Origin of the sequence: Mesorhizobium japonicum MAFF 303099 (assembly GCF_000009625.1) — a bacterium.
GTDB classification, from domain to species: Bacteria; Pseudomonadota; Alphaproteobacteria; order Rhizobiales; family Rhizobiaceae; genus Mesorhizobium; species Mesorhizobium japonicum.
In genome coordinates, this window is record NC_002678.2 from 839,909 (window position 1) to 866,520 (window position 26,612).

Annotated in this window: 14 protein-coding genes; 4 read left to right on the forward strand and 10 right to left on the reverse strand. The window is 59.9% G+C overall.

Features of this window, described 5'->3' with window-relative positions; all coding sequences use genetic code 11:
- Position 1: 1 nt before the first annotated feature.
- The 4 genes from MAFF_RS05225 to MAFF_RS05240 are packed head-to-tail and all read right to left on the reverse strand — an operon-like array spanning position 2 to position 5,069.
- Positions 2-1,471, reverse strand: coding sequence for an aldehyde dehydrogenase family protein (locus MAFF_RS05225; protein ID WP_157865919.1), 1,470 nt, complete (start codon positions 1,469-1,471; stop codon positions 2-4).
- An 8-nt stretch (positions 1,472-1,479) separates the two neighbouring features.
- Positions 1,480-2,973 (reverse strand): sugar ABC transporter ATP-binding protein, encoded by a 1,494-nt coding sequence (locus MAFF_RS05230; RefSeq protein ID WP_010909839.1) that lies wholly within the window; start codon positions 2,971-2,973, stop codon positions 1,480-1,482.
- 48 nt (positions 2,974-3,021) lie between these two features.
- Positions 3,022-3,852, reverse strand: coding sequence for a 3-ketoacyl-ACP reductase (locus MAFF_RS05235; protein WP_010909840.1), 831 nt, complete (start codon positions 3,850-3,852; stop codon positions 3,022-3,024).
- On the reverse strand, positions 3,852-5,069 hold the full coding sequence (locus MAFF_RS05240) for a CaiB/BaiF CoA transferase family protein (protein WP_010909841.1): 1,218 nt from the start codon (positions 5,067-5,069) through the stop codon (positions 3,852-3,854). The genes MAFF_RS05235 and MAFF_RS05240 overlap by 1 nt, the downstream gene beginning before the upstream one ends.
- A gap of 82 nt (positions 5,070-5,151) precedes the next feature.
- Here MAFF_RS05240 and MAFF_RS05245 point away from each other — a divergent pair, with 82 nt between their 5' ends.
- Positions 5,152-6,270: a LacI family DNA-binding transcriptional regulator gene (locus MAFF_RS05245; RefSeq protein WP_244420724.1), complete on the forward strand. Its 1,119-nt coding sequence runs from the start codon at positions 5,152-5,154 to the stop codon at positions 6,268-6,270.
- Between the two features lie 622 nt (positions 6,271-6,892).
- On the opposite strand, the gene MAFF_RS05250 is transcribed toward MAFF_RS05245, so the two are convergent.
- Together MAFF_RS05250 and MAFF_RS36595 are read right to left on the reverse strand one after the other, a co-directional pair.
- Positions 6,893-7,918: a hydroxyacid dehydrogenase gene (locus tag MAFF_RS05250; RefSeq protein WP_010909843.1), complete on the reverse strand. Its 1,026-nt coding sequence runs from the start codon at positions 7,916-7,918 to the stop codon at positions 6,893-6,895.
- Complete coding sequence (locus tag MAFF_RS36595; RefSeq protein ID WP_010909844.1) at positions 7,881-9,761, reverse strand: adenylate/guanylate cyclase domain-containing protein; 1,881 nt, start codon at positions 9,759-9,761, stop codon at positions 7,881-7,883. Before MAFF_RS36595 ends, MAFF_RS05250 begins: the two co-directional genes overlap by 38 nt.
- 195 nt (positions 9,762-9,956) lie before the next feature.
- On the opposite strand from MAFF_RS36595, the gene MAFF_RS05260 reads away from it, so the two are divergent.
- Positions 9,957-11,702, forward strand: a complete 1,746-nt coding sequence (locus MAFF_RS05260; protein ID WP_010909845.1) for an adenylate/guanylate cyclase domain-containing protein — start codon at positions 9,957-9,959, stop codon at positions 11,700-11,702.
- A 38-nt stretch (positions 11,703-11,740) separates the two neighbouring features.
- On the opposite strand, the gene MAFF_RS05265 is transcribed toward MAFF_RS05260, so the two are convergent.
- Complete coding sequence (locus MAFF_RS05265; protein WP_010909846.1) at positions 11,741-12,838, reverse strand: polyamine ABC transporter substrate-binding protein; 1,098 nt, start codon at positions 12,836-12,838, stop codon at positions 11,741-11,743.
- Between the two features lie 674 nt (positions 12,839-13,512).
- On the opposite strand from MAFF_RS05265, the gene MAFF_RS05270 reads away from it, so the two are divergent.
- On the forward strand, positions 13,513-13,968 hold the full coding sequence (locus MAFF_RS05270) for a MucR family transcriptional regulator (RefSeq protein WP_010909847.1): 456 nt from the start codon (positions 13,513-13,515) through the stop codon (positions 13,966-13,968).
- Positions 13,969-14,597: 629 nt separating this feature from the next.
- Positions 14,598-14,822 carry a helix-turn-helix domain-containing protein gene (locus MAFF_RS05275; protein WP_044547785.1) on the forward strand — a complete coding sequence of 75 codons (225 nt, stop codon included), beginning with the start codon at positions 14,598-14,600 and terminating at the stop codon, positions 14,820-14,822.
- Between the two features lie 457 nt (positions 14,823-15,279).
- On the opposite strand, the gene MAFF_RS05280 is transcribed toward MAFF_RS05275, so the two are convergent.
- The 3 genes from MAFF_RS05280 to MAFF_RS41140 are packed head-to-tail and all read right to left on the reverse strand — an operon-like array spanning position 15,280 to position 26,562.
- A complete protein-coding gene (locus tag MAFF_RS05280) occupies positions 15,280-16,584 on the reverse strand; it encodes an HlyD family type I secretion periplasmic adaptor subunit (protein WP_010909848.1) in 1,305 nt (434 codons plus the stop codon).
- Entirely contained in the window at positions 16,584-18,329 is a 1,746-nt protein-coding gene (locus tag MAFF_RS05285) for a type I secretion system permease/ATPase (RefSeq protein WP_010909849.1), read from the reverse strand. Before MAFF_RS05285 ends, MAFF_RS05280 begins: the two co-directional genes overlap by 1 nt.
- A gap of 28 nt (positions 18,330-18,357) precedes the next feature.
- Entirely contained in the window at positions 18,358-26,562 is an 8,205-nt protein-coding gene (locus MAFF_RS41140; RefSeq protein WP_044547789.1) for a calcium-binding protein, read from the reverse strand.
- Positions 26,563-26,612 lie beyond the last annotated feature (50 nt).

Genomic DNA, 26,612 nt, shown 5'->3' on the forward strand with positions numbered 1-26,612 from the left:
CTCAGACCGGAAACACCGGAGCGCGCGGCCCGGTCTGAATGAGAAGCGTCTTGAGTTGGGTGAACTCTTCAAAGCCGGCCTGGCCCATCTCGTAGCCGAAGCCGGATCCCTTCACCCCAGTGAGCGGCAGTTGCGGGGCGCCGTCGATGATTGTGTTGGCCTGCACCCAGCCGCTCTTCAACCGCTTGGCGACGGTAAGGACCGTGTCGATATTCTTCGACCAGATGTAGTTGGACAGGCCATAGGCAGTATCATTGGCCAACCGCACCGCGTCATCCACCGTATCGAAGCGTGTGATGCTGAGCACCGGGCCAAAGATCTCTTCGCGGAAGATGGTCATATGCGGCTCGACCCGGTCGAAAATGGTCGCTTCGTGAAAATGACCTACCGCCCCTGCCGCTACGTTGCCGCCGAGCACCAGTTGGGCGCCTTCCTCGATCCCGCTTTTGACGAAGCCGGTCACCTTGGCCAGATGGTTGCGGTCGATCAGCGCGCCGACATCCGTGTCGTCGTCGAACGGATCGCCGACCTTCATCTTGCGGGAGCGCGCGATCACTTTGGCGATGAAGTCGTCGGCAATGGAGGACTGCACGAACAGCCGAGAACCCGAAACGCAGCACTCGCCATTGTTGAAGAACACGCCCATCAGCGCACCGTCCGCCGCGGCTTCCAGATCCGCATCGGCAAAGACGATATTGGCCGACTTGCCGCCCAGTTCGACCGAGGATTTGACCAGATGACGGGACGTGTTGCCGACGACGCGGCTGCCGGTGCGCGTCGAACCGGTGAAGGAAACGAAGTCGATGCCCATATGCCCCGTCAGGTGGTCGCCGGCGGTTGCGCCATAACCGCTGACGACATTGAAGGCGCCGGCCGGCACGCCGGCCTCCGCCGCAAGCGCGGCGATTTCGAACGCGGAGCCTGGCGTGAACTCGGATGGCTTCAGCACCACAGTGCAGCCGGCAGCGAGCGCGAACGGGACTTTCTGCGACAGGATCAGCGCCGGGAAATTCCATGGCGTGACCAGCGCCACGACGCCCACTGCTTCGCGGCTGATCAGCGCCGTCTTGCCATCGCCGATGTTCGTGTAGGTCAGGCCCGCCATCTGCATGGCCAGCGAAGCTGCATAACGTGTCAGGCCGGCTGCACCGTCAATATCGCCGCGCGCAAAACGAACTGGCTTGCCGACCTCCTCGACCTCAATCCTGACCAGCCTGTCGCGATTGGTGCGGATCAAATCGGCAAGACGGTTCAGGACCTCGGCGCGCTCCATGCCGCTCATACGCGGCCACGGCCCGTCCTCGAAAGCGATGCGGGCCGCCTCGACTGCAAGATCGACGTCCTCGGGCGTGCCATCAGCATATCGGGCGACCAGGTCACCTGTGGCCGGCGATCGGCGCTCGATCGAACCGGAACCTGAGCCGTCGACAAACCGCCCGCCGATGAATTGTTGGTAGCTGCGCGTGCTCACGTCGTTCCTCACTGCCAAACCGCATGGGCCATGATTGTTTCCTCGGTCGCGTCCTCGCCGTCGAGAACCGCCGAAATGGCGCCCTCGCGCATGACGATGATGCGATTGCAGAGGCCAAGGATTTCCGGCAATTCTGACGAGACCATCACGACGCTTGCGCCGCGCTTCGATGTCAGTTCGGCGAGCAGGTCGTAGATTTCACGCTTGGCTGCCACGTCGACGCCGCGCGTCGGTTCGTCGACCAGCAGAATTTCCGTCCCCGCATGCAGTTGTCGGGCGATGCCACATTTCTGCTGATTGCCGCCCGACAAGGTGCGGACCTTGGTGCTGGGGCTCGGCGTCTTGATGCGCATCTGCTGGATGAACAGGGAGACAGCCTCGTGCTCGCGACGGCCACTGATCAGGCCACTGCGGGTCAACGGCGTCATCTGGGAAACGGTGACGTTAAATGCCACCGACTGGTCGAGGAACAGCCCCTCTGTCTTGCGATCCTCGGGCAGCAGACCGACGCCATGCGCAAGTGCCCGACGCGGCCCGTCGATAGCGACCACTTGGCCGTCGATCCTGATCTCGCCGCCGTCGATCGGATCGGCGCCGGCGATAGCGCGCAGCACCTCGGTCCGGCCCGCTCCGGCAAGACCGCAGATGCCGACGATTTCGCCGCGCCTGACATTGAAGGAGATATCCTTCAGCACGCCGTTCCGCGATAGGTTGCGTACGTCTAAGCGGATCTCGTCGCCGGGCTGCGAGCGCGGTGGAAATACGTCCTTGAATTCGCGCCCGACCATATGGCGGATGAGATCGGCCGTGGTCGTCTGGCCAAGCGGCATCGAGGCAACGACCTGGCCATCCCGAAGCACGGTGACCTCGTCGCAAATCTCATAGAGCTCCTTGAGGCGATGGGTGATGTAGATGAACGCGACGCCGTGTTCGCTGCTCAGCCGCCGGATCGTCTTGAAAAGATGTTCAAGCTCGAAGTCGCCGAGAACAGCGGACGGCTCATCGAGCACCACGATGCGAGCCTCGCGGGCAATCGCCTTGGCTATCTCGACCATCTGGCGCTGCGCGACACTGATCGTGTCGATGCGCGCTGCCGGATCGACACGGAAGCCAAGCCTGTCGAGCACATCTTGAGCTGCGGCTTTCGCCCGGCGCCAGTCGATCGTGCCCAGACGCGTTTTCGGCAGGCGGCCGAGAAAGATGTTTTCAACCACTGTGAGATGCGGAGCCTGGGCGAGCTCTTGATAAATGACCGCGATTCCGAGCTCAAGCATCCGCTCAGGCGTCGGCGCCGCCACCACATCCCCGTCGATGGCCACTTCACCCTCGTTGGCCGGGAACGCGCCAGACAGGACGCGCATCAATGTCGACTTGCCGGCACCGTTTTCACCGATGACGCCATGCACGCTTCCCTTGCGCACGGCGAAGCTGACATTGTTCAGCGCATGCACACCCGGAAAGCGCTTGTGGATGCCGCGCATTTCGAGAACTGCGTCCTTCATCCTCGTCTCCAAACCGAGAAATCGTTTTCACGGTTCCTCAAAAAAAGCTCACAGGCGATGCATCTGCATGCCGCCGCCGATGTGGTAGATGTCCCCGGTGCTGAATGGCATGCCGCCGACGGCCAGCGTCGCCACCCCGCGGGCAATGTCTTCAGGCTGCCCCCACCGTCTGATTGCCGAGAGTTGTCCGGCTTCGACCTGCGCCGAATATTTCTCATAGACGTCTGCGGTCATGTCGGTCTGGATCAGGCCTGGGCGAATCTCGTGCACCCGGATGCCTGTATCCGCCAGACGAATGGCGAACTGCTGGGAAGCCATCGACAGTCCAGCCTTGGATATGCAGTACGGCCCTTTTTCCGGCGAGACCAAGCCTGCGTTCGCAGAGGTGATCGTCACGACCGATCGTTCGAGCCGGACATGCGGCCGGGAAATCATCGCGCGAGCGACGGCCTGGGTGAAGAAGAACGTGCCGCGCAGATTGATACCGACGAGCCGGTCGAAGCTCTCCTCGGAAACATCGAGTAGATCGCCACGCACTGAAACCTGGACGCCAGCGTTGTTGACCAGGCAAGTGGCCCCCCCCAGATCGGCTTCGATGCGCTCTATCAAGGCCGTATTGTCCGAGGTTTCGGATATGTCCTTGCGATAAAAGGCAGCATTTCGCCCGTGCCTGCGGACAAGATTGACAGTCTCGCTGGCATTCTCATCGTCGACGATATCAATGACAGCGATGTCGAAACCCGCCTGCGCGAGTTCACAACAGATGGCTCGCCCGATGCCACGACGGCCTCCCGTCACAATGGCAAGCCCGCGGTTGATGGACGCTGCTTTCTCGGGCATAGCAGCGCCGATTGCAGCCGGGGAAACCTGTTCCAGCATCACGAAGCCTTCCTTGCCACCGCATCATCCTTTTCGCGGGATGCGACCACGGCCTTTGACGTCAGCAGGCGCTGGATCTCAACTTCCGCATAGCCAAGCTCGTCTAGGATCTCGTGTGTGTGCTCGCCGATCTCCAAAGCGAGGTATCGCAGCGCGGGCACCTCGCCGTCGTAGCGGTTGGGATGGTTGACCAACTGTATCGTGCGGCCACGCACGTTCACCTGCCGAAACACGTGGGAATGGCTGAGCTGCGGGTCGGCCAGCAGATCGTCGTAATAATTGATAGGCGCCCACCAGATGCCATGACGATCAAAGCGCTCGGCAAGTTCGGCAGTAGTGAACCGCGCTGTAGCGCCGGCCAGTCGGCGCGCATAGTCATCGCGTTCGACATAGCGGTCGACGCCGACTAGCTCGCGCAGGGCATCACTGTCGAGCGCATCGGCCAGCACGGCGGATTCGCACAGCGACACGACCACATGGCCGTCGGTGGCAGGGTATACGCCGTAGGGCGCTGCATGAAACCAGGTGGCCAGGTTTTTCTCACGGTTCAACACCTCGCGGGTCATCCCGCCAGCGAAGTAATTGACCAGGGGCTCGCCTTGCAGATCGATTGCGGCATTGATCAGGCTTGCCTCGACGCGAGTCCCCTTGCCGTCCCGCAGGCGGCGCACCAATGCACCGAGAATGCCCATCGCCAGAAGTGCCCCGCCATGTTGGTCGACGATCGCTGCACCGACCGGCGTAGGGCCACGTTCCGGCGTTCCGGTCACGCTCATCAGACCGGAGCGCGCCTGGGCGAGAAGATCCTGGCCGGGGTTCATCGCCATCGGGCCTGTTGCGCCAAAACCGCTCGCCGAGGCGAAAATCAGATTGGGGTTGATGCCGCGGAGCGTTTCCTCGTCAAAGCCAAGCTTGGTGAACACGCCCGGCCGGAAATTCTCCATCACCACATCGGCGCCGGCGATCAGACGTCGGGCGACTTGCTTGCCTTCCGTGCTCTTCAGATCAATGCCGATGGAGCGCTTGTTGCGGTTGGCGCAGAGATAGAAGCCGCTGACTCCTTCCACATAAACGTCAGCACCCGACCACCGGCGTTCATGGGCCCCATCGATAGGTTCGACCTTGACCACATCCGCTCCCATGTCGGCGAGATATTGGGCGCCCGCAGGACCCTGCAGAAAATGGCAGAAGCTGACGACTTTGATGCCGCTGAGCATTTCTCTTCCCTTGGTTCCGCGCTATTAGTTGCGCCTTTGTGAAATCGTTTTCACGCCTTTTCTTATAGCTGTCAAGCCCAATTTGAAAGGCTTTGTCAAAGAAAGATGGTGTAGCCTTCAGAAAAGAAGTGTGTCATTAGGAAAACGGTTTCTCGAAAACCGTCGGATTCGAGGCTCAATGGATATCGAGGATGGCGGAGCAAAGCTGATTGACGTGGCCAGGCTTGCGAACTGTTCGCCGGCCACCGTCTCCCGCGTGCTCAACGGCAATCCCAACGTGAACGAGGTCGTGCGGGATCGTGTTGTCCGGGCGGCGCGTGATCTCGGCTACGTGCCCAATGGTTCCGCCAGAGCTCTGCGGTCGACCCGGACAAGGTTAGTCGGCGCGATCATCCCCACATTGGACCACGCTATCTACGCCACGATGGTCGATGGACTTCAGGCGCGGCTTTCCGAAAAAGATGTTTCGCTCATCATCAACACCTCGGGCTACGATATCGAACTTGAATACGAGCAGGCACGTCTGCTGGTCGAGCGCGGGGTCGAATCAGTGGTGCTTGTCGGGTCAACGCACCGGCCAGCCACTCTGGCCATGTTCGAAAAGAAGCGCATCAACTATGTCTACACCTACACGTCGACGGCGACGGCGGCAGGTGCGGCCGTGGGGTTCGACAACGAAAAGGCAGGGCGAACCGCCGCCCGTTACTTGCTCGACCTCGGGCACACCAAATTCGCAATGATCGCCGGCATCACCCAGGACAATGATCGCGCGGCAGGTCGCCGCGACGGTTTCTTGAACGAACTCGAACGATCCGGCATCGATCAAGGCATGGTTCCGGTCGTCGAGGGAGCCTACAGGCTGGATGACGGCCGCACCTGCATGCGGCGGCTGATGGAAGCCCCCCGAAGACCAACCGCGGTATTTTGCGGCAGTGATATCCTTGCCGCCGGCGCCATCAAGTACTGCCACGCCGAAGGCATCGCAGTCCCGCAGGAGGTTTCGGTTGTCGGATTCGACAATCTGGAGATTGCAGAATTGACCTCGCCCGAACTGACCACATTGGAGGTGCCCGCGCGCGACATGGGCCGGATTGCCGCCGACTACATCCTGGCCTCACCATCGCAGCGACTGCATCTCAGACAACGGGAACTGTCCATTAGGCTGATTGTCAGGGGAAGCACGGCTGTCGTGAGACGCTAACAACATGTCGGTCGCGTGAGCCATACCTATCCTGAGGCGATTGGACCGAATGACCGCTAGGGGGCCGCTAGCGGACTGTCTGCTTATGGGGCGAAATCGCAAATAAGCAGTCCTCCCGCCCGCCACCAAGCGCGTCATAGCAGAGCCGACAATCGATGAAGCGAAACGACCGGTCTTCTCATAGCTTAGGGCGAAGGTTTCCATCTCGAGGCTCCATCTCAAATGATCGGGTTAGCTCTCGGTCGTCTTCGACCAGACGGATGAACCATTCGCCGGAGGCTTCGATCACTTCAACGCGAGGGTGGACCTTGCCATTCACGCCACCACGTCAATCAGCGCTACCAGCTATTGGATGGTTCTAAAGCCAGGCCCGGCGGCTCTGTGCCGAGTGCAGTTCTCGACTTTCCCGCATCCTTGATCATCGTGCCTCCCGTGAATGTCGAGGCAGATGCGGTAATTGCGGAGGATGGGGGTGTCTTACCATGACAACCTCCTGCGCTAGCCGCAGAGACGCCTTTAAGCTCTTCGGCCTGTTTACAGTTTCTTCCCTGAGGTCCCCCTCGCCCACCAGTCCGAACCTGAAGCCAGGAGGGGTGTTGGGCATTCATGAAGCCTCGTGGAATCACACGTCGCCGAGCAAGGCCGCACTCCTGCGCTGCCTGGCTTGCGGGTTGACGATATCGGCATGTCCTTCGCCACTCATCATCGCCCACAGGTTCTTGGCCGCATGCCAGCCGATGGCCTGAGTTCCTTCAGTCGTCCAGGCGGCGACGTGCGGCGTGCACAAGACGTTGGGTAGCGAAAACAGCGGATCGTCGGTCTTCGGCGGCTCCTGGTCGAACACGTCGAGAGCCGCACCCGCGATTTGGCCATTGGCCAGCGCTGCTCGCAGGGCCGTGTAGTCGATCAGCGATCCGCGCCCGGTGTTCACGACGATAGCTGACGGTTTCATCTTCGCGAACGCGGCAGCGTTCAGGATGTGATGGTTATCCGGGCTCGGCGTTGCGTGCAGCGTCAGGAAGTCGGATTGCTCCACCAGGGTGGGGAAGTCGACGAGTTCGATGCCTGGAGGCGCTTCCTTCAGGAAGGGATCATAGGCAAGGATGCGGGCCTCCCAGCCCGACAGCCGTTGCGCCACGCCACGGCCGATGCGGCCGAGGCCGACGATGCCGACGGTGGCGCCGCGCAGCGTCGCGCCGTGTGTCAGGCCGCGCCACCCGCCACGCCGCATGAATTCGGGCGTCCACGTGCCAAGTTGTTTGGCAACCGCCAGCATCAGGGCGACCGCGTGCTCGCTGACCGTGAAGATCTGAAAATCGTTCGGCGTACTCGAAACCAGAATGCCGTGCTCAGTGGCGGCGTCGATGTCGATGCTGTCGACGCCAATGCCATATTTTGAGATGTAGCGCAGATCCGGAAGCGCCTGCATCACGCGCCTGGTGATGCGGGTGCCGCTTGCCCCCATCAAGGCGATACAGCCATGCGCCTTGGCAATCAGCTCATCCTCGGTGAAGCGCTTGAACGGCATTTCCCAGAGCGCATTGCCGAAAATGACGTTGACCCCACGCTCGCGCAGCCAGTCTAGCGAGGCGTCAGTCGGGTCGTAGCGTTCAAACGCGAGAACGCTGGGCAAGCCTTGAGCGCTCATGATAGTGGCGATCTCCTCGAATACCTTCGATTGTCCCGACGGAACAGTTCTTGCCGATTTCAATCCGCTTCGAGGCGCCGTCAGTCCAGCAAGCTCGCCAGACGCCAGCCACAAACGGCTGCGCATCGCTCGGGCTCTTGAAGGGTGAGGCCGCCACCAAATCACTGACGCTCCATTTTGGATTGCCCGCTAGGAATAGGCGAGCTTCCTCCTGCGCCTCAGGAACGCGACCGGCGAGGGCAAGCGCGGGAACCAGGTGCTCCCTCGAACCCGTCCCGTACGTTTCTTCCCGGCTCAAGGACGCAACAGCTTCTTCGTAGTGACCGGAGGAAATCTGCGCAATTCCCATGATCCAGAAATACCAACCGGGCGGACGAGGATTTATACGGAGCGCCGCGCCACAAGCTCTCAGCGCCGCTTGCGGATCGCCTAAGTAGATTTGAAGCTCACCCATCCATGCAACCGCATCTGCATTGTTGGGATTAAGCCGAACGGCAGCATCGAATTGGGATTTTGCTTCATCCCAGTTGCGCTCATAAAGCTGAACGCAGCCCAGGATCCTGCGAGCGTGGGAATCGTCGGGATCGATTTCCACGGCCCGTTGCGCGTGTATCAGAGCATTTGCGCGGCCGGGTTCCTGTGGCTCTCCCCAGATAATCCAGCCAAACAGCAGTGAGATGGCAAGATTGCTGTGCGCCTCGCAGTAGTTTGGATCGATCTGAATGGCACGTTCCAGGTCAGCACATGCCTCACGGTTGTCCGACCTGGAATTGTTGCACTTGCCTCGCGACCTAACACAAAGATCATAGGCTTCGAGATTTGACGGTCGGGAACGGGCAACAAGTTTCTTTTCACCAAGCTTGCCAGAAATCGCTTCAACAACGCGTCGCGTCACCTCGTCTTGAACATCGAAGATGTCGGCAATTTCGCGGTCGAAGCGTTCGGCCCACACGTGGTTGCCGCCTTCTCCCGCATTGATAAGCTGCACATTGACGCGCAACCGCTTGTTGGATCGCCGGGCGCTGCCCTCGAGGATATATTTGACGCCCAGATCGCGAGAGATCTGACGGACGTCGGTGGGCTTCCCTTTATAGGCAAAGGTGGAGTTGCGGGCGATGACGAAGAAGCCGGACACATTCGACAGATCGGTAATGATGTCCTCCGTCAGCCCGTCAGTGAAAAACTCCTGTTCGGAATCGCCCCTCATGTTGATGAAGGGCAGCACAGCAATCGAATGATTGTCGGGCGGTGCAAGCGGCTGCGAAAACTTCTCTAGAACAAGGGGCTCAGCTGGTGCCGCGGGCTTTGCCTTGGTGGGAACGCCGACCTGTAGCGAATAGACCCGGACTGGCTCGGCGATGTTCTTGAGCTGAACCGCACCGCGATCGTTGATCGCGATATCGAGCCTTGACTTAACCTGCCAGTAGGCTTGCTCGGAAAGACAGATATTGCCGGGTTCGCAAATGCCTTCCAGGCGCGCAGCGATATTGATGCCATCGCCCATCAGGTCGCCATCGCGTTCTTGCACGACGTCGCCCAGGTGAATGCCGATCCGGAACTCGATGCGACGATCATCCGGCACCCCGGCATTGCGCTCGAGCATGGCGTTCTGCACTTCGATCGCGCATCGAACTGCTTCCACCACGCTGCTGAACTCGACGAGGCTCCCGTCACCTGTGCGCTTGACGACGCGACCTCGATGAACGGCGATGGTGGGGTCGATGAGATCGCTGCGCAGCGCCCGCAGCCGTGCCAAGATGCGATCTTCATCCACGCCGGCTAGTCGGCTGTAGCCGACTACATCCGAGACCAGAATCGCTGCTATTTTGCGGGTCTCCCTCATGTCGTGCTCCCTCCATCCAGTCTGGCACTACTGCCAAGCCAAAGGAAGATAGCTCTGAGTCGGTTCTCGGCTGACAGCGGAATGAGGTTTCTGGTGTCCGAAGAAGGATAGTGGAAGTTCTGCCCAGTTGTGCGGACGTTCTATGGCGGCTAGTTGCGCATAGATGCGAGTGCTAAGCTCCCAATAGGAGGCATCGTGGCGCGCCCGGAACGAAAGCTTGTGGCGGTTTTGGCAGCGGACGTAGCTGGCTACTCGCGTTTGATGGGGGCCGATGAGGCAGGGACTCTCTTCCATCTAAAGGCGCTGCGCGCCGAAGTGATCGATCCAAAGATCGCGCAATTCAGGGGTCGGTTGGTCGGCACCGCTGGTGACAGTATGCTGATCGAATTTCCCAGCGCTGTCGATGCCTTGCAGTTCGCAGTCGAGACCCAAGAGCGAATAACGCTGCGCAACACTGACCTTCCGTCGGAACGGCGCATGGCCTTCAGAATGGGCATCAACGCTGGTGAGGTCATCCTGGATGAGACGACCATCTACGGCGATTGCGTAAACGTCGCCGCAAGGCTGGAAAAGGTCAGCGAGCCCGGAGGCGTCGTCATTGGGCGCAGCGTTTATGATCAGGTAAGTGGCAAACTCCCTTACGAGTTCATCGACCTTGGCGATCATACGATGAAGAACATAGCTGGGGCGGTTCGTGCCTACCGGGTAGGCACGGGAGAGCAGGCACAAGAAGGTCCGGTCGCCATCGCCTCGGCGAACGATTTGCCGCTTCCGTTCAAGCCGTCGGTCGCCGTGCTTCCCTTTGCCAATATGTCGGCGGATCCTGAACAGGAGTATTTCTCGGACGGAATAACTGAAGACCTGATCACGGAACTGAGCCGGAGCCAAAGCCTGTTTGTGATCGCTCGCAATTCATCATTCGTCTTCAAGGGAAGGTCCGTAAACACTACTGAGGTGGGAAGGAAGCTGGGGGTACGCTACGTCGTCGAGGGGAGCGTTCGGAAGGCTGGAGCACGGGTAAGGATCACGGCGCAGCTAATAGAGGCTTCGTCCGGAAATCACGTGTGGGCTGAGCGTTATGATCGAAGCATCGACGACCTCTTCGCCGTCCAGGACGAGGTGACAGAACGAATCGCCTGGGCACTGGTCGGCAAGGTTGGAACCGCAGAAATCGCCCGGGCCAGGCAGACGAAAACAAGCCTTGGTGCTTATGACGCATTCCTGCGCGGTATGGAGGCCGCGCACCGTTTTACGGAAGACGACACCATCGCCGCTATCGAGTTCTTTAAGTTGGCTCTTCGCGGGCAGCCCGATTCGGCGCGGGGGCATGCATGCTTAGCGGACGCCTACGCGACGCTCTCCGCCTTCAGGGCCGACGGGGGTCTCAAGGCGTTGGCGATGCAGTCGGCCTTGCGAGCGATTGAACTCGGCGATGCCAGCGGACTCGCAGAGGCGGTTGTTGCTGCTCTATACGCATGGAAAGGCGACTTCGAGGCTGCTGAGACCCATGGGCAACGCGCACTCGTCCTCGGACCTACAAATGCTTTGGCACTCAACTGGGTTGGCTACATCTCTCTTTGGGACGGTCAGCTCGCCAGGGCTCGCGAGATAGGCGAGCGGCTGCAACGGCTCAATCCGCTAGAAGACCGCGATATCCACGAGCTACTCGCCTTTACGCATTATCTACTCGGCGACTATGAGGCGTCACTGCGGTCTTTCCGCCGTTGGGATAACAACAACTATGATCGGGGATTTGCCAATCTGGCTGCATGTTTAGGCCAGCTAGGACGGGCCGAAGAGGCACGATCGGCCTGGGGCAGATGCCTTCAATGCAAACCAGGTTTCACTCTGTCGGACTACAAGCGCGACTCACCATATCGCCGCCAAGAGGACTTGGAGCACTGGCTGGAGGGCCTGCGGAAAGCAGGCATTGCGGATTGACGGATGAGCGATGAACTCCGAAGCGAAACTGCCGCCAATCAGTGACCCGTCACGATTTTCGTCCAGGTGCGCGTAGCCACGCGCTGCGTCTTCTGATCGTACGGAAAGACTGTGAAAAGCTTCTTTAGGGTGGCATCGTCTGGATAGATCGCCGGGTCGCCAAGAATGCTTCTTTCAACGAACTTTTGTGAAGCTTTGTTGCCATTGGCGAAAAACACATAATTCGTGTTCTTGGCGGCGACTTCAGGCTTCATCAAGTAGTTGATGAACGCAGTCGCTTCGTCCGCGTGCGGTGCATCTTTTGGGATTGCCAGTTGGTCGAACCACATGACGGTGCCTTCCCGAGGTACCGAGTAGGCGATTGTGATGCCGTTACCGGCTTGAGCGGCGCGATCGCGCGCCTTCAGGACGTCGCCCGACCAGCCAATCGCGAGGCAAATATCGCCGTCCGCCAAAGCGTTGATGTACCCGGACGACTCGATTTTGCGGACGTCGGGGCGGATACGCATCAACGCCTCTTCGGCCTTACCGAAGTCTTCCGGCGAGGTGCTCTCCGGGTTCAGTCCAAGATAATTCATCGTGATGGGCAGGATTTCGGTGGGCGAATCGACCACATAGACTCCGCAACTGGCAAGCTTCTTCAGCTTCGCGGGATCGAAGAAGACGTCCCAACTGTCGAGTCTGTCGACACCAAGCGCAGCTTTGATCTTCGAGGTGTTGTACCCCAAACCCACCGTGCCCCACATGTAGTTCACGGAATATTGGTTGTCCGGGTCGTACTTGGCGGTGCGCTGCTCGATGACGTCCCACAGGTTGGCGATGTTGGGCAACTTCGATTTGTCCAGCTTCTGAAAGACGCCGGCTTCGACCTGGCGGGCCAGGAAACTGGCGCTCGGCACGACGACGTCGTAGCCGGAGCCGCCAGTAAGCAGCTTGGTCTCGAGGATCTCGTTGGAGTCAAAAACGTCGTACACGACCTTTATACCGGTTTCCTTGGTGAAGTCGTCGATGACCGTGGGATCCAGGTAGTCCGACCAGTCGTAAAGGTTGACCACCTTGTCGGCAGCTTGCGCGGACAGGGTCATGAGCCCGGCAAGTAACGATCCAGCCGACCAAAGAAGCGCCTTGCGGATCATGTGCTCCCCATTGGTTGCAGTCCCAACATGCGAATGCCGTACTTTGTACACGGCCGCGCATGGTTGCTATATTAGCACAGATGAAGGGAATGTGCCCCGCCATGACGTGCAGTGTAATTAGATCGTCTGCGGAAGAAGCCGCCTACAAGACCAGTTGCGAAGCTGGTTGGCGATGTCGGGGAACTGGCGCAAACGTGCCGCGTCGGCTGTTCGCTCGGATGTCCGCTTTTAGGATAGGGGTAGGATCTGCTCAACGACTTACATTGGGCGCAAAGCAGCCGTTCAAAAGATAGCACGCTTGGAAGTTTTTGCTGACGCGCTATCTGGCGCATGTACCAGAAGTCGATGCCCACCCTCAAAACTATCCAAAAACCGTATCTAGCGTCCCACTTTGTCCATAAGCACCCGCAACTCGGGCTGAAGCGCGACCCAAAAAGTTCGAAAAGCTTCCAGGAACCCCAGCCAAACCGGACGCTGGGCAGGCAACTTCGCTCCACTAGCCTCATTCGCCCTACGGCAGGAACTACTTCGGAAATAACATCAAAGGGTTGTCCGAAGACCTTACGAATTCTGCATTGGCTCCACTGCAGTTCGATAGATCGGGCTTAAGCAGACGGTTGCGTCGTTGATCATCAGCCAATAGAGAGGGGATAAATCAGGCAAAAGGACCACCAATGACCAACGAATCCGATACGCGCTCTGCCGAACTAGCTGAGCTAACCGCCGACATTGTCTCAGCATATGTCAGCAACAATCCATTGCCGGTTTCTGGCTTGCCGGACGTGATAGCATCGGTTCATGCTTCGCTGTCCGGACTTGGCACGCCCATCCCACCGGTCGCTGAGCCGCAAACTCCCGCGGTCAACCCGAAGAAGTCGGTGACGCCGGACTTCATTATCTGCCTGGAAGACGGCAAAAAGTTCAAATCACTGAAGCGGCATCTTAGCACGGACTTCGGCCTGACACCGGACGCCTATCGCGCCAAATGGAACTTGCCGCACGACTACCCTATGACAGCTCCGAATTACGCTGCTCAGCGCTCGCAACTGGCGAAGTCCATCGGACTTGGCCGCAAGGCTGAACCCGTCGCACCAGCCAAGAAGGCAAGGAAGCGGAACGTCAAAGCGTAGTCCGCCGCCACCTGACGCGACGGAAAGGCTCAGCTATGTTTTGAGACCGGCGGACCTGAAAAGGACCGTCTGGCCGGTGCCATTTGGGCAACCTCCCAGCGAGGGTGCCGGCCTTTTTCCTAGCGGGGCTCTGCAACTGATACTGTCATCGGGCGCTTGGCGACGATCGACGACCGCCTCGGCTCATAGCTCGTGCCGTGGTCACCGAGCGTTCATCCTCTGACTATCCCGTCACTTCTAGATTGCAAAATGGGGATGAGATTTCGAGAGTAGTTCGCCTGTGTTTCTTGCGCGGGCCCCGCTCAACCTTCTAGGCTAGCTCAAACTCGGCGAAAGGCGTCGCCTCATCCAGTTCGCCTCCGACATCAACCCAAGCACTAATTGGCGGAGGCGATGGGACCGGTGATCGCACTCCTCATTTTCCGGTTGGCCCGGGTCGACCGACCACACTCTGTTGGCAATTGATCCGATTTCTATCCAGACATATCCCCTGCTTCTACTGCCTCATTCAGCGGCTTTTGTTTCCGATGCACATACCCACTCATGGCCGCGCAACTGCATGACCAAGGGTGTGGGAGCGTGCTCGAGCCAGCTCCCATGTTCCCGACGTCGGACATTTGGGGAGCCTGATGGACAACAGGAAATTTTTGACTGCTGAGGAAGTCTCGGAACGCTATCGCGGGAGCATCTCTCTCGGAACGCTGCGAAATTGGCGAGCCAAGAGGATTGGACCGGCGTACGTCAAGCTTGGCAAAGCCGTGTTGTACCCAATTGAGGAACTGGAGACGTGGGATAAAAAGAATACAGTGGCGTGCCGTGCGTCAAAGCGATTCAGCATGAACGGCGCTGAGTGAGCGTGGTTAGTGACGGAAGGAGCATCCAATACCGCCCCCAGAGGCCGCTCCTCACGTTCTCGAACATAGGCATTTTTACAATATCTTTCAATAAGATAGCTTACAGCGAGAGGGAGTTCCACAAGCAACCCGCTCGATACCCGTCGGGAACGGTGGATCACGCCGGGTCACGCTCGAATCAAAATCACTTTGAAAAGGCGTGACTCGAGCATCTCTTTCGCGGAGCAAACTCGGCGCGCGCCGGGTTGATCGAAAACAGAATTAGGCAGTTGTCCTGTGAGGTCGCTATTTGGGGGAAGAATTGCGCCCTTCCCTGCCTCACAATGCAATGCCGATCTCACGCCCCTGCCTGTGATCGGGAGGACTGAAATGGGCCGAGAGCGGTCCGTCAGCTTACGGAGCGATAAGGCCGAAAGCGGTCATTATATTGACAACCCTCCAGAGCTCAGGAGGAGTGTCACTCTTCCCTGAACGCCCGCGCTATCTGATCGGCCAGGGGCTTTACCAGATAGGACAGCATGGTTCGGCTGCCGGTGGCGAAGAACGCCTCGACAGGCATGCCTGGCGCCAGGGTCAGGCCCTTCAGTTTCTTCAGCTCCGTGCGCGGCAGGCTGACGCGAACCGTGTAGAAGCTCGCGCCGCTGCGCTCGTCGACGCTGAGATCGGCGGAGATCTCGCTGACCACACCGCTCAGTTCCGGTGTCACGCGCTGATTGAACGCCGAGAGTTTTAGGGCCACGTCCTGGCCCAGCGAGAGCTGATCGATGTCCTGCGGGGCAATACGGGCCTCGACGGTCAGATCATCCGCCACCGGCACCACGAGCATGATCACCTCGCCCGGCGAAATGACACCTCCGATCGTATGGACGGCAAGCTGGTGGACCACGCCATCCTGCGGACTGCGGATGTCGATACGCTTGAGCTGGTCCTCGGCGGACACCTTGCGTTCGACGAATTCGGATATTTTTCCCTGAACATCGCGCAGCTCGGTCGCGACCTCGCTGCGCAGATCCTGGTCGACCTGGATGATCTGCAACCGGGTTTCGGCGATACGGCCCTTTGACTGGGCGATCGACGCCGTCAGTTGCCCGTGCTCGCCATCGAGCCGCACCGCGTCGCGCTCCAGCGCCGTCATGCGGTCGATCGAGACCAACTTCTTCAGCCAGAGCGTGCGGATGCTTTCGAGCTCGGTGCCGATCAGTTCGATCTCCCGGCTCTTGGCCGTCCGCTGCTCGGTGAGCCCCGAGGCCTCCTCTGCAAGCTGCGCGATGCGCTCTTCCAACTGCGCCTTCTGCCCGGCGCGGGCCTGCCGGCGAAACTCGAACAGCGACTGTTCGCCCGCCATGGCGCGCGCAACGGCGGGGTCATCGCGCCGCGATGTCAATGAAGCCGGAAAGGCAATGCCGGCACGGTCGTCGCGCTCGGCTTCGAGACGGGCCAGCCGCGCCTCGAATTCGTCGAGCCCCTTGGTGACGATCGCCAGGTTGGCGCGAGTGACCGTCTCGTCGAGACGGATCAGCACCTGGCCGGATTTCACCGCATCGCCTTCGCGCGCCAGAATGTCGCCGACCACGCCACCGGTGGGATGCTGCACCTTCTTGACGCTGGAATCGACGACCAGCTTGCCCGGCGCGATCACGGCGCCGGAAAGCTCGGTGACCGCCGCCAGGCTGCCCGCGCCACCGACCAGAAAGATACAAGCCGCCACGCCGCCAAGCAGATAGCGCCGGATGGTCCGGTCGATGGTTGGGGCCGCGGCCATCAGGATGCGTTCTCCTCGGGCGCGGACACGACCTTCAGCGGCACGCCGCCCGGCCGGGTGACCTTGTTCAGGACTTCGTTCTTGGGCCCGAAGGCCTGGACCCGGCCATTGGCCATGACCAGAACCTGATCGAGGCTCGCCAGCGCGCTTGGACGATGCGCCACCACGACGGCGATGCCGCCGCGGGCGCGAACGCCCTGGATCGCCTCGGTCAAGGCGGCCTCGCCTTCGGAATCGAGGTTCGAATTGGGCTCATCGAGGATGACCAGGAACGGATCGCCATAGAGCGCACGCGCCAGCGCCACCCGTTGCCGCTGGCCGGCCGATAGTGCCGATCCGGCCTCGCCGATGCGTGTCTCGTAGCCTTCCGGCAGGTGAACGACCAGGTCGTGCACGCCCGCCGCACGGGCGGCGGACAGGATCTTGTCCGAAGGCGCCTCGGGCTCGAAACGCGCGATGTTCTCGGCAATGGTGCCGTCGAACAACTGTACGTCCTGCGGCAGATAGCCGACATGCCGGCCGAGCTCTTCCGGCGACCACTGGTCGAGTGTTGCACCGTCCAGCCTGACGGCCCCGCGGCCCGGCAGCCAGATGCCGGCGATCGCCCGCACCAGCGAGGATTTGCCGGAAGCACTCGGCCCGATGATTCCGAGGCCGGCGCCCTTCTCCAGGGCAAAACCCGCATCCTGCACCACCACGCGCCGCTCGCCTGGCGGGGTGACGCTGATGCCTTCGACCACGAGTGCGGCCGTCGGCGCCGGCAAAGAAACCGTCGTCGCCGTCTCGGGAAGCAGCGCCAGCAGCTGGGTGAGCCGCGCCCAGGCCTGGCGGGCGGTGACAAAGCTCTTCCAATGCGCGATGGCCAGTTCGATCGGCGCCAGCGCCCGGCTCATCATGATGGAACTCGCAATCATGATGCCGCCTGTCGCCTCCTGGTGAATGACGAGCCAGGCGCCGATCGCCAGTATGCCGGACTGCAGCATCATGCGCAGGATCTTGGAGATGGTTCCGAGCGTGCCGGCAAGATCGCTCGCCTTGGCGTTGGTGCCGAGATACTCGGCGTTGATATCGGCCCAGCGTCCGGCGATGCGCGAACCAAAGCCCATCGCCTGCAGCACCTCGACATTGCGCCGCGTCGCCTCGGCCAGGGTGTTGCGCGCGGCGGCCTGGCGGTTGGCTTCCTTGGCGGGCTCGCGCGTGCGGGCCTCGGCAAACAACGTCAGGCTGAACAGGATGATCGCACCGGCGAGCGCCGTCATGCCGATCCAGAAATGGAAGAGAAAGCAGATGCCGAGATAAAGCGGCATCCATGGCAGGTCGAAAAGCGCCGTAGGCCCCGCGCTCGACAGGAACGACCGCACCTGGTCGAGGTCGCGCAGCGACTGCAGGCCGTCGCCGGCGAGCTTGGTGCGCAAGGGCAGCCGCATCAGTGCCGCATAGACCTGGCCGCTCAGCTTGGCATCCAGCCCCATGCCTATGCGCACCAGCAGCCGCGACCGAATGAGTTCGAGCACGCCCTGGAAGACGAACAGCGTGCCGGCAAACACGGCAAGCCCGACCAGCGTCGGCACGCTGCGCCCGGGGATGACGCGGTCATAGACCTGCAGCATGAAGAACGAGCCGGTCAGCGCCAGTATGTTGACGACACCGCTCATCAGCGCGATGCCGGCAAAGGCACGCCGGAAGGAACCAAGAACCGCCGCGAGGGTCGTTCGCGGCGGCTCTGACGGACGGGACTGCGGCATCGCCTTCAAATGATTTCCAGTTCAGGCATCAGGCGGCGATGAACTGGAAATCGTCCTGATGAAGATTTGCCAGCGCAACATTCTTCAGGGTCAGCGTATTGCCGGCGTCATGGGTGATCACCGTGTCGGCACCGACCTGCGTGGCGGCGGCGAGCACGGAAGCGAAGTCGGCGAAGACGTCGTTGCCGAACTGGATGACATCCTGAGAGCCCGCCCCAACCACGAAATCTGTGATTTTGTCTGAGCCAAAGTTGGTGTGGAAGATGAAGGTATCGCTCCCCGCACCACCAGTCAGCGTGTCATTTCCACCGCCACCTGAGATTCGGTCTGCAACATTGAAGCCGGTGATGGTGTCATTGCCGGTCGTGCCCGCCTGATCGAGCAGAGCAACCCGGATGTCGGCGCGGGTCCAAGTCGTTCCATCAGCGAACACGACCTTCTCGACGCCCCAGCTGTTGTTGTCGTCCAATGTGTTTTTGATCAGCACCGAGCCGCCATCGCCAGCTCCCGGCGCACTCTCGGCGATGACGACGGTCAGGTCGTTGCCATTGCGCACAAGCGAAACGCCGGACGGGTTGATGTCGGTGAATACCAGCCGGTCGTTGACGTCCCAGAAACCCTCGTTGACCGTATCGTTGCCGTCGCCACGGGCATAGAGGTAAGTGTCGTCACCGCCAGCACCGTTCAGCGTGTCGTTCCCGGCTCGGCCATGAAGCGTATCGGCAACATTGAAGCCGGTGATGGTGTCGTTGCCGGCCGTATCCGCCTGATTGAGCAGAGCAACCCGGATGTCGGCGCGGGTCCAAGTCGTTCCATCAGCGAACACGACCTTCTCGACGCCCCAGCTGTTGTTGTCGTCCAATGTGTTTTTGATCAGCACCGAGCCGCCATCGCCAGCTCCCGGCGCACTCTCGGCGATGACGACGGTCAGGTCGTTGCCATTGCGCACAAGCGAAACGCCGGACGGGTTGATGTCGGTGAATACCAGCCGGTCGTTGACGTCCCAGAAACCCTCGTTGACCGTATCGTTGCCGTCGCCACGGGCATAGAGGTAAGTGTCGTCACCGCCAGCACCGTTCAGCGTGTCATTCCCGGCTCGGCCATGAAGCGTATCGGCAACATTGAAGCCGATGATGGTGTCATTGCCGGTCGTACCCGCCTGATCGAGCAGAGCAACCCGGATGTCGGCGCGGGTCCAAGCCGTTCCATCAGCGAACACGACCTTCTCGACGCCCCAGCTGTTGTTGTCGTCCAATGTATTCTTGATCAGCACCGAGCCGCCATCGCCAGCTCCCGGCGCACTCTCGGCGATGACGACGGTCAGGTCGTTGCCATTGCGCACAAGCGAAACGCCAGACCGGTTGATGTTGGTGAATACTAGCCGGTCATTGACGTCCCAGAAGCCCTCGTTGACCGTGTCGTTGCCGTCGCCACGGGCATAGAGGTAAGTGTCGTCACCGCTAGCACCGTTCAGCGTGTCATTCCCGGCAGCACCTCTTATGATGTCGGTCGCACTCGTACCGTTAATCGAGTCGTTGCCTGTTGTACCAAGGAGATCCACCAACTTCCCAACGATCGTTGGCCTGGTCCAGACAGTGCCGTCAGCAAAAAGGATTTTGTCGACGCCTTGACTGATGAAGTCGCCAAGTATGTCCTTCAGCACGATCGATCCTGCATCGCCGGCTCCCGGTGAGCTCTCGGCAATCACGACTTTTACGTCGCTTCCGATGCGCACCAGACTTACCATGGATGGATCGATGTCAGTAAACACCAGTCGGTCATTAATACCGTTGCCTGAGCCATCGGTGACCGTATCGTTGCCGTCGCCGCGAGCGTAGATGTAGGTGTCATTTCCGCCGACACCGTTCAGCGTGTCGTTGCCTCTGCCGCCTGTGATGGTATCGGGGGAATTCGATCCCGTGATCGTGTCATCTCCGGCGGTGGCCCCTAGGCCGAGTATGGCCGCCCGGAAATCATCCCGGGTCCATGCGGTGCCGTCGGCAAAAACGATCTTATCGATGCCTTGGCCGTAGTAGTTAGCGAGCGCATCCTTGAGCAGGATCGAGCCCCCATCGCCGGCGCCTGTCGTGCTCTCCGCAACCACAACCTTAACGTCGTTGCCGATGCCCACCAGCGTGACGTCGTCAGGATTGATATCGCTGAACACCAGCTGGTCGTTGTAGCCGTTGTTAACGCCGTCGATGATGGTGTCGTCGCCACCACCGCGCGCGTAGTGGAAAGTATCGTCCCTCGAAAACCCGACAAGCGTCTCGTCAGCCGTGGTGCCGGTCAGCAGGATGTCGCGCAGTTGCGCCCTGCTCCAATTCGTGCCGTCGGCGAAAACAATCTGGTCGATACCCCGGCCGGCATTGTCTTCGAGAGTATCCTTGAGAACCACCGAGCCTCCGTCACCGGCACCCGGCGCACTCTCGGCTATTACCACCGTCACGTCGTTGCCGTTTCGCACAATCGAGACAGCACTGGAATCGATGTCAGTGAAGGTGAGACGGTCGCCGTAGTCATTATATCCTTCTGTGAGAGTGTCGTTGCCGTCACCACGGGCATAGACATAGTTGTCGTTGCCTCCCGCCCCGTCGATGGTGTCGTTGCCGGCCTTGCCGCTGATGGTGTCGGCAACATTGAAGCCTGTTATGGTGTCGTTGCCGACCGTGGCCGTCTGATCCAACAGCATGACCCTGATGCCGGCTCGAGTCCAAATCGTCCCGTCGGCGAAAACAACCTGGTCGACGCCCCGATTGTGATCGTCGTCCAGTGCGTCCTTGAGCCTCACCGAGCCACCGTCACCGGCGCCTGGCGCACTCTCGGCGATGACAATCGTAACGTCGTTGCCGCTGCGCACAAGTGAGACGGTGCTGGAATTGATGTCGGTGAAGGTCAGGCGGTCACCGACGTCGTTATACCCATCGGTGATGAGGTCATTGCCGTCACCACGAGCATACACATAGTTGTCGTTGCCGCTCGCACCATCCAGGGTGTCGTTGCCCTTGCCTCCGTGCATTATCCCCGAAGCGGCGCTACCGACCAGAACGTCGTCACCATCGGTTGCTGAATCGGAGACTGACATCTGCCGGAGGATGTCGCTGTTCCAAATGGTGCCGTTGTCGAACTGGATGCCTTCTATGCCGTATTGGTCGTAATGATAGATGCCATTCTGAGGCCCGGTGACGGTGAGGGTTCCGGCATCGCCCGCACCAGGTGCACTCTCGGCAATCTGGATAACAAGGCTGCCGTTGAGGCGTGAGAAACTCACCTTCGACGGGTCGACGCTGTGCAAACGAATCCTGTCATCTGAACCTGCTTCGACCTGCGTCTCGAAGATCACATCGTTCCCGTCGCCGCACGTGTAGTCATAGACGTCATTGCCAAGACCACCCGTCAGCGTGTCGTTGCCAGCGCCTCCGGCCATGGTGTCATTGCCGAGATAGCCGTCGAGCGTGTCGTTGCCCAGTCCTCCCAGCAAGGTGTCGTTGCCCGAGCGTCCGTCCAGGAAATCGTCACCGGCCCCGCCGACAAGCCAATTGTCGGAGCCGTCGCCACGGATCTCGTCGCTGAATGCCGTGCCCGTAACGTTTTCGAGACCGCGCAAGGTGGCCACGAGCCGCAAGGCTCCAACCTGCAATGAAGGACCATCGCTGGTCTTCGCCTCACCCTCGTTCTCGACGAGGTCGACATGGATGGCCGCACCGAAGTTTTCAAATGTCGCGGTATCGATGCCTATGCCGCCGTCGAGAGCATCGACATCACCAGGTTCGGCAACGCTCAACGAAAGTGTGTCATTGCCGGTATCGCCAAAGATCAGATCGGCGCCACCCTTTCCGTCTATGAAATCGTTGCCGCGACCACCTTCGATGCGCTGGTCCAGATAGGAACCGATGATCGTGTCGTCGCTACCGCTTCCCGCGAAGAAGGCAGAGCCTTCCTCAGCCCAGAAGCGGATGTCTTCGCGACTCCAGATCGTGCCGTCGGCAAACTCGAAACAATCGAGCCCTTGCCCGAACATCGGCCGCCCCCAGAAGGAGCCTTGATCGATTATTCGCTGCCCGGTGGGAATGATCGTTATGTAAAGGTCATCACCGTTCCTCGAGAGCGCCACATCCTCCGGATTGATGCCCCTGAGATCTAATGTGTCGACCTCCTCAAGCGAACGAGATCCGTCGAAAATCGTGTCGTTCCCGTCGCCGAGATTATAGATGAACCTGTCGTTTCCGGTATTTCCTTGATAAAATGCCGAGATGATCCGGTCGTCGCCCAGACCACCGATAAAAGTGTCGTCGGCGATGTCCGTGCTCTGAAGCGTGTCGCCGGTGTTGGTTCCGCGGTACACGACATTGTGTGCAAGGGTCCCCCTGTCCCAGACGACACCGTTGGCGAATTGCACGGAATCGACGCCAACGCCCCAACCCCAGAAGAAACCCTCATTGGTGATCGTCTGCCCGGTTACAATGTCCTTGATGAGAAGGTCGTTGCCGGACTTCGAGATTTCGACTTCGTCATCTTTGATGTTGGTGAGGACGAGGCGGTCGACGTCGGTAGTCGATGCAGAACCATCAAAGATCATGTCATTGCCGTCGCCGCGACCATAGACGAACGTGTCGCTGCCATTTGATACACCACCGTTAGCGCCTCGGCCGCTGGCGGAAACGATGATGTCATCACCCAGGCCGCCATAGAAGGTCTGGTTCCACGCCGAATTGTCCTGCAACCAGTCGCGTGCGCTTGTGCCGCGCAGCCAGCTCGCCTCGGCATGCTCGCGCATTTGAGATCGATTCCAGATTATGCCATCGGCGAACTCGATCTGATCGATGCCCGATCCCGTTGTCCCATCCTGATAAAGAAAATCCTCGCTGGTGACTGTCTCGTTCGTCACCAGCATCCTTATGACAAGACTGGTACCGCTGTAGGAAAGCTCTACCTGGTCCGACCTTATGTCGGACAGAACCAGCCGGTCTACTTCGGCGAGGGATGCTGAGGCGTCGGAGATAACGTCATTTCCATCACCCTTGCGGTAAACGAAAGTATCGCTTCCGCTATTACCGCCTCCAAAGACCGTTCCACGATAGATTCCAGCCTGTATGAAGTCGTCGCCTTTGCCGCCATCGAACGTGTCATTCTCGACACTTGAGTCCATCAGCGTATCCGAGCCTTCGCCGCCAATCAGCGTGTCGGTTCCGGCTCCGCCTACCAGCGTGTCGTTTCCCTTGCCGCCGTAGAGCAGATCATTGCCGTCACCACCATCGAGGTAATCATTGCCGGCGGCGTCCGGCGTGACCGAGCTTCCGTATCCGTCTAGCGGCGCATCGCCGAAGAGGATGTCGTTGCCCCCGCGGCCCACCAAGGAATCGTTACCGGCACCGCCCGTGAAAAAGTCGTTTCCGCTGCCTCCAGTTACCGAGTTGTGCCCCGCTACTTCGTGGAACACGTTGTCGTAGTTGTCGTTGCCTTGGGCATCGACATAGCCCGAAAACACGTCATTGTTGCCGATATGACCTGGGTCGCCGATTATGTGCCCGGAATTGCCGAATTCATCGGTGAAATAGGCCCATTGCAAATTTCCATTGACGTACTCTGACCATGTCCAGAAGTCTCTGCCAAGGTAGTCTTCCCCCGTCTTGTGGAAGATCTGCTCCCTGTTCAGCGTCGTCCCACCCGCGAACGTGATCTGATCGATGCCGTATGCGGTCAGTCCCCAATCTTCGACAAGATTGCCGGCCGAAGTGAAGAAGCCAGCGATCGATATGACCTCTCCCGTGGACTGCACGCTGATCTGGAGATTGTCGCCGCTGTAGGAGAATTTTACGTCGCTGACGTAGACATCCCTGAGAATAAGCTTGTCGATATCGGCGGAGTTGTTGACGTTGTCAACGATGTAGTCGCTACCGTCGCCTTTCTTCCAGATGTAGGTATCGGCGCCGACGCCGCCGTCCATGATGTCATTGCCGCGACCACTGGTGAACGTGTCGTTAAGGGCCGAGCCGGAAAGGCCATTCGCCTTGTCGTCGCCGCGGATCCAGGCCTCCTTGAGGATCGTCTGGCGGTCCCACACCGCACCGCCTGCAAACTGGATCCTGTCGATGCCGCGTCCATAGTCGTTCCAGTCGTTCAGCTGGTATGGAGCCCCGCTCTGGACGAAGAACGACTGATCCGTGATGGTTTCACCGGTCGCCAGGATCTTGATTGTCAGCGCGTTGCCGACACGGGACAACTCGACGTCGGAGGGCTTGAGATTGGCAAGCACCAGCTTGTCGATCTCCGTCTTGACGCCACTGGTGTCGGTGATGACGTCGAACCCGTCGCCGGCGGCATAGAGGATCGTATCGTTGCCGGCGCCGATCCTGATTTCGTCGTCGCCCTTGCCGCCCTGCAGGACATCGTTGAGCGGCGAATCCTGGACGAGGTTGTCGCGGCCGTCGCCGACAGTGGTGGTGTGGCTGCGGATCGCCTCGCGATCCATCAGCGAACCATCGGCAAATCGGATCTGGTCGATTCCGAGGCCCTTCTCACCCCAGTTGGCGAAGAAATCCTCCGATATGATTTTTTCGTTGGAGCCGGAAATCTTCACGATTAGCGTATCGCCGATCCGCTCGAAAGTGAGGTCCGTTGCCGCCAGATTGGTGAGGAACAGAGTGTCTTTTTCTACCAGCGACGCTGAGCTGTCGCGGATGTAGTCGGTGCCGTCGCCGCGCGTATAAACGAACAGGTCGCTGCCGGCGCCGGAGATCAGCAGGTCGTCGCCTTTGCCACCGACGAACACATTGTCGCCGTCGGTACGGACCAAGCCATCGGCGCCCTGGGTTCCAAGTGCTGCCGTTCCGCCAACGATCTCCGTGGCGATCAACCGCAGGTCATGGTCGGCAATCGTCGACAGCACAGGAGTGGCGGTCGTCAGATAGGCTGCATGGTCGCCATTGAAGGCAACCGACACGATCCCGTCCAATCCGGAGATCGTCTTGACCAGATAGCTTGCCGCCGCTCCCGCCGCCTCGGGCATTATCCCCTTGATGAGGTCGAGCACCATGCCGACATTGCCGGGCGTTTCCGGCGGCTGGGTGCCCGCCGGCCATTCGTGCCGGAAATCAAGCAGCGAATAGAAGAAATAGGGGCTTTCCAGCGCAGTCAGCAAATCTCCGCCGCGCGCAATCGTGCTTCCAGCCGTTTGGGCCAGGAACGCCGTCAGCATGACGTCGACGATCTGGTCGAAGCTCGCCTCGATGTTGGCGCCGAACTCTTGTATCTGCGGAGAGGTTGCCCATTGCTCTCCTCCTCCGTGGACTTCCTTGTAGCCGACACCGAAGAACTTCTCGACAAAGGCCAGATGCTGGGCATCGACATATTGCCCGCGCGTCCCCTCGGCGACGTCGTCCACGGAGGCCCAGCGCAGCAATAGATCCACGAAGGCAGAACGCAACTGCTCCGGCGACAGTGTCGCCGCGGCATCTGTCAATGCGGTCCAATCGGCCTTGAAGGCGCCATCCTGGGTCGCTTTCCAGGCGATCGAATTGATCTGCCCCGACCCGGCCAGCTGCGGCAACTTCTCGACGCCTTCCGATGGCGTGAAATTGGGCGTGTTATCGGCGCGCGTGTCCTGTCGGTCTGTCTGGAAATAGATGGTCTGTGCGTTGCCAGTCGTGCCGTCGGCGCGGGTGAACACGGCCTCATAGCCCACGTCATGACCAGAGTTGGTCCCCGCAACATCGGTTCGCGTCAATGAAATCGAGACGATGCCAGCCTCGGCCAGCGTCATCATCTCGCCGGCATCGGACACGCCATCCTGGTCGAGATCTCGCCAGACCCGGAGCGTGCTGAACACCGCGTCGGACGCATCGATCTTGCCGTCGCCATTGGTGTCGAAAGTTTCCAGCACGGCAAAGCCGTCCTGTGTAGACGAGCCGAAGAGTTCGGACACATCGTCGGCGATGCCGTTTCCATTGGCGTCGCGCACAAGGATACCGTCGTCGGGCGAAACCCAGCCAGTACGTTCGGCGAAGCCGTCACCGTCATAGTCAAAATGGACAGTGGAGCCGGCCAACGGCGAGAGGTGGATGCCGTCGCCGTTGAGGTCGAGGACGAGCGGGTCGTGGTATGTGTTGAAAAGCGGTGATATTAGCGCGCCAAAATCAAAAGCCAATCCTTCGATCTTGCCGGCTATCTGTTTCGCTAGATAGTCGATTGCACCGACGCCAAAATAATCAACGACCCCCACAGCAATCAGCACAGCAATAGCTATAGGAAATACTGGAATAACAGCTCCTAACTCTACAACAC

Bases quoted from the DNA above. Each gene is read 5' to 3' on its own strand.
- MAFF_RS05230 (WP_010909839.1), bottom strand. From the start codon at position 2,973: ATGAAGGACGCAGTTCTCGAAATGCGCGGCATCCACAAGCGCTTTCCG.
- MAFF_RS05235 (WP_010909840.1), bottom strand. From the start codon at position 3,852: ATGCTGGAACAGGTTTCCCCGGCTGCAATCGGCGCTGCTATGCCCGAG.
- MAFF_RS05240 (WP_010909841.1), bottom strand. From the start codon at position 5,069: ATGCTCAGCGGCATCAAAGTCGTCAGCTTCTGCCATTTTCTGCAGGGT.
- MAFF_RS05250 (WP_010909843.1), bottom strand. From the start codon at position 7,918: ATGAGCGCTCAAGGCTTGCCCAGCGTTCTCGCGTTTGAACGCTACGAC.
- MAFF_RS36595 (WP_010909844.1), bottom strand. From the start codon at position 9,761: ATGAGGGAGACCCGCAAAATAGCAGCGATTCTGGTCTCGGATGTAGTC.
- MAFF_RS05265 (WP_010909846.1), bottom strand. From the start codon at position 12,838: ATGATCCGCAAGGCGCTTCTTTGGTCGGCTGGATCGTTACTTGCCGGG.
- MAFF_RS05270 (WP_010909847.1), top strand. From the start codon at position 13,513: ATGACCAACGAATCCGATACGCGCTCTGCCGAACTAGCTGAGCTAACC.
- MAFF_RS05275 (WP_044547785.1), top strand. From the start codon at position 14,598: ATGGACAACAGGAAATTTTTGACTGCTGAGGAAGTCTCGGAACGCTAT.
- MAFF_RS05280 (WP_010909848.1), bottom strand. From the start codon at position 16,584: ATGGCCGCGGCCCCAACCATCGACCGGACCATCCGGCGCTATCTGCTT.
- MAFF_RS05285 (WP_010909849.1), bottom strand. From the start codon at position 18,329: ATGCCGCAGTCCCGTCCGTCAGAGCCGCCGCGAACGACCCTCGCGGCG.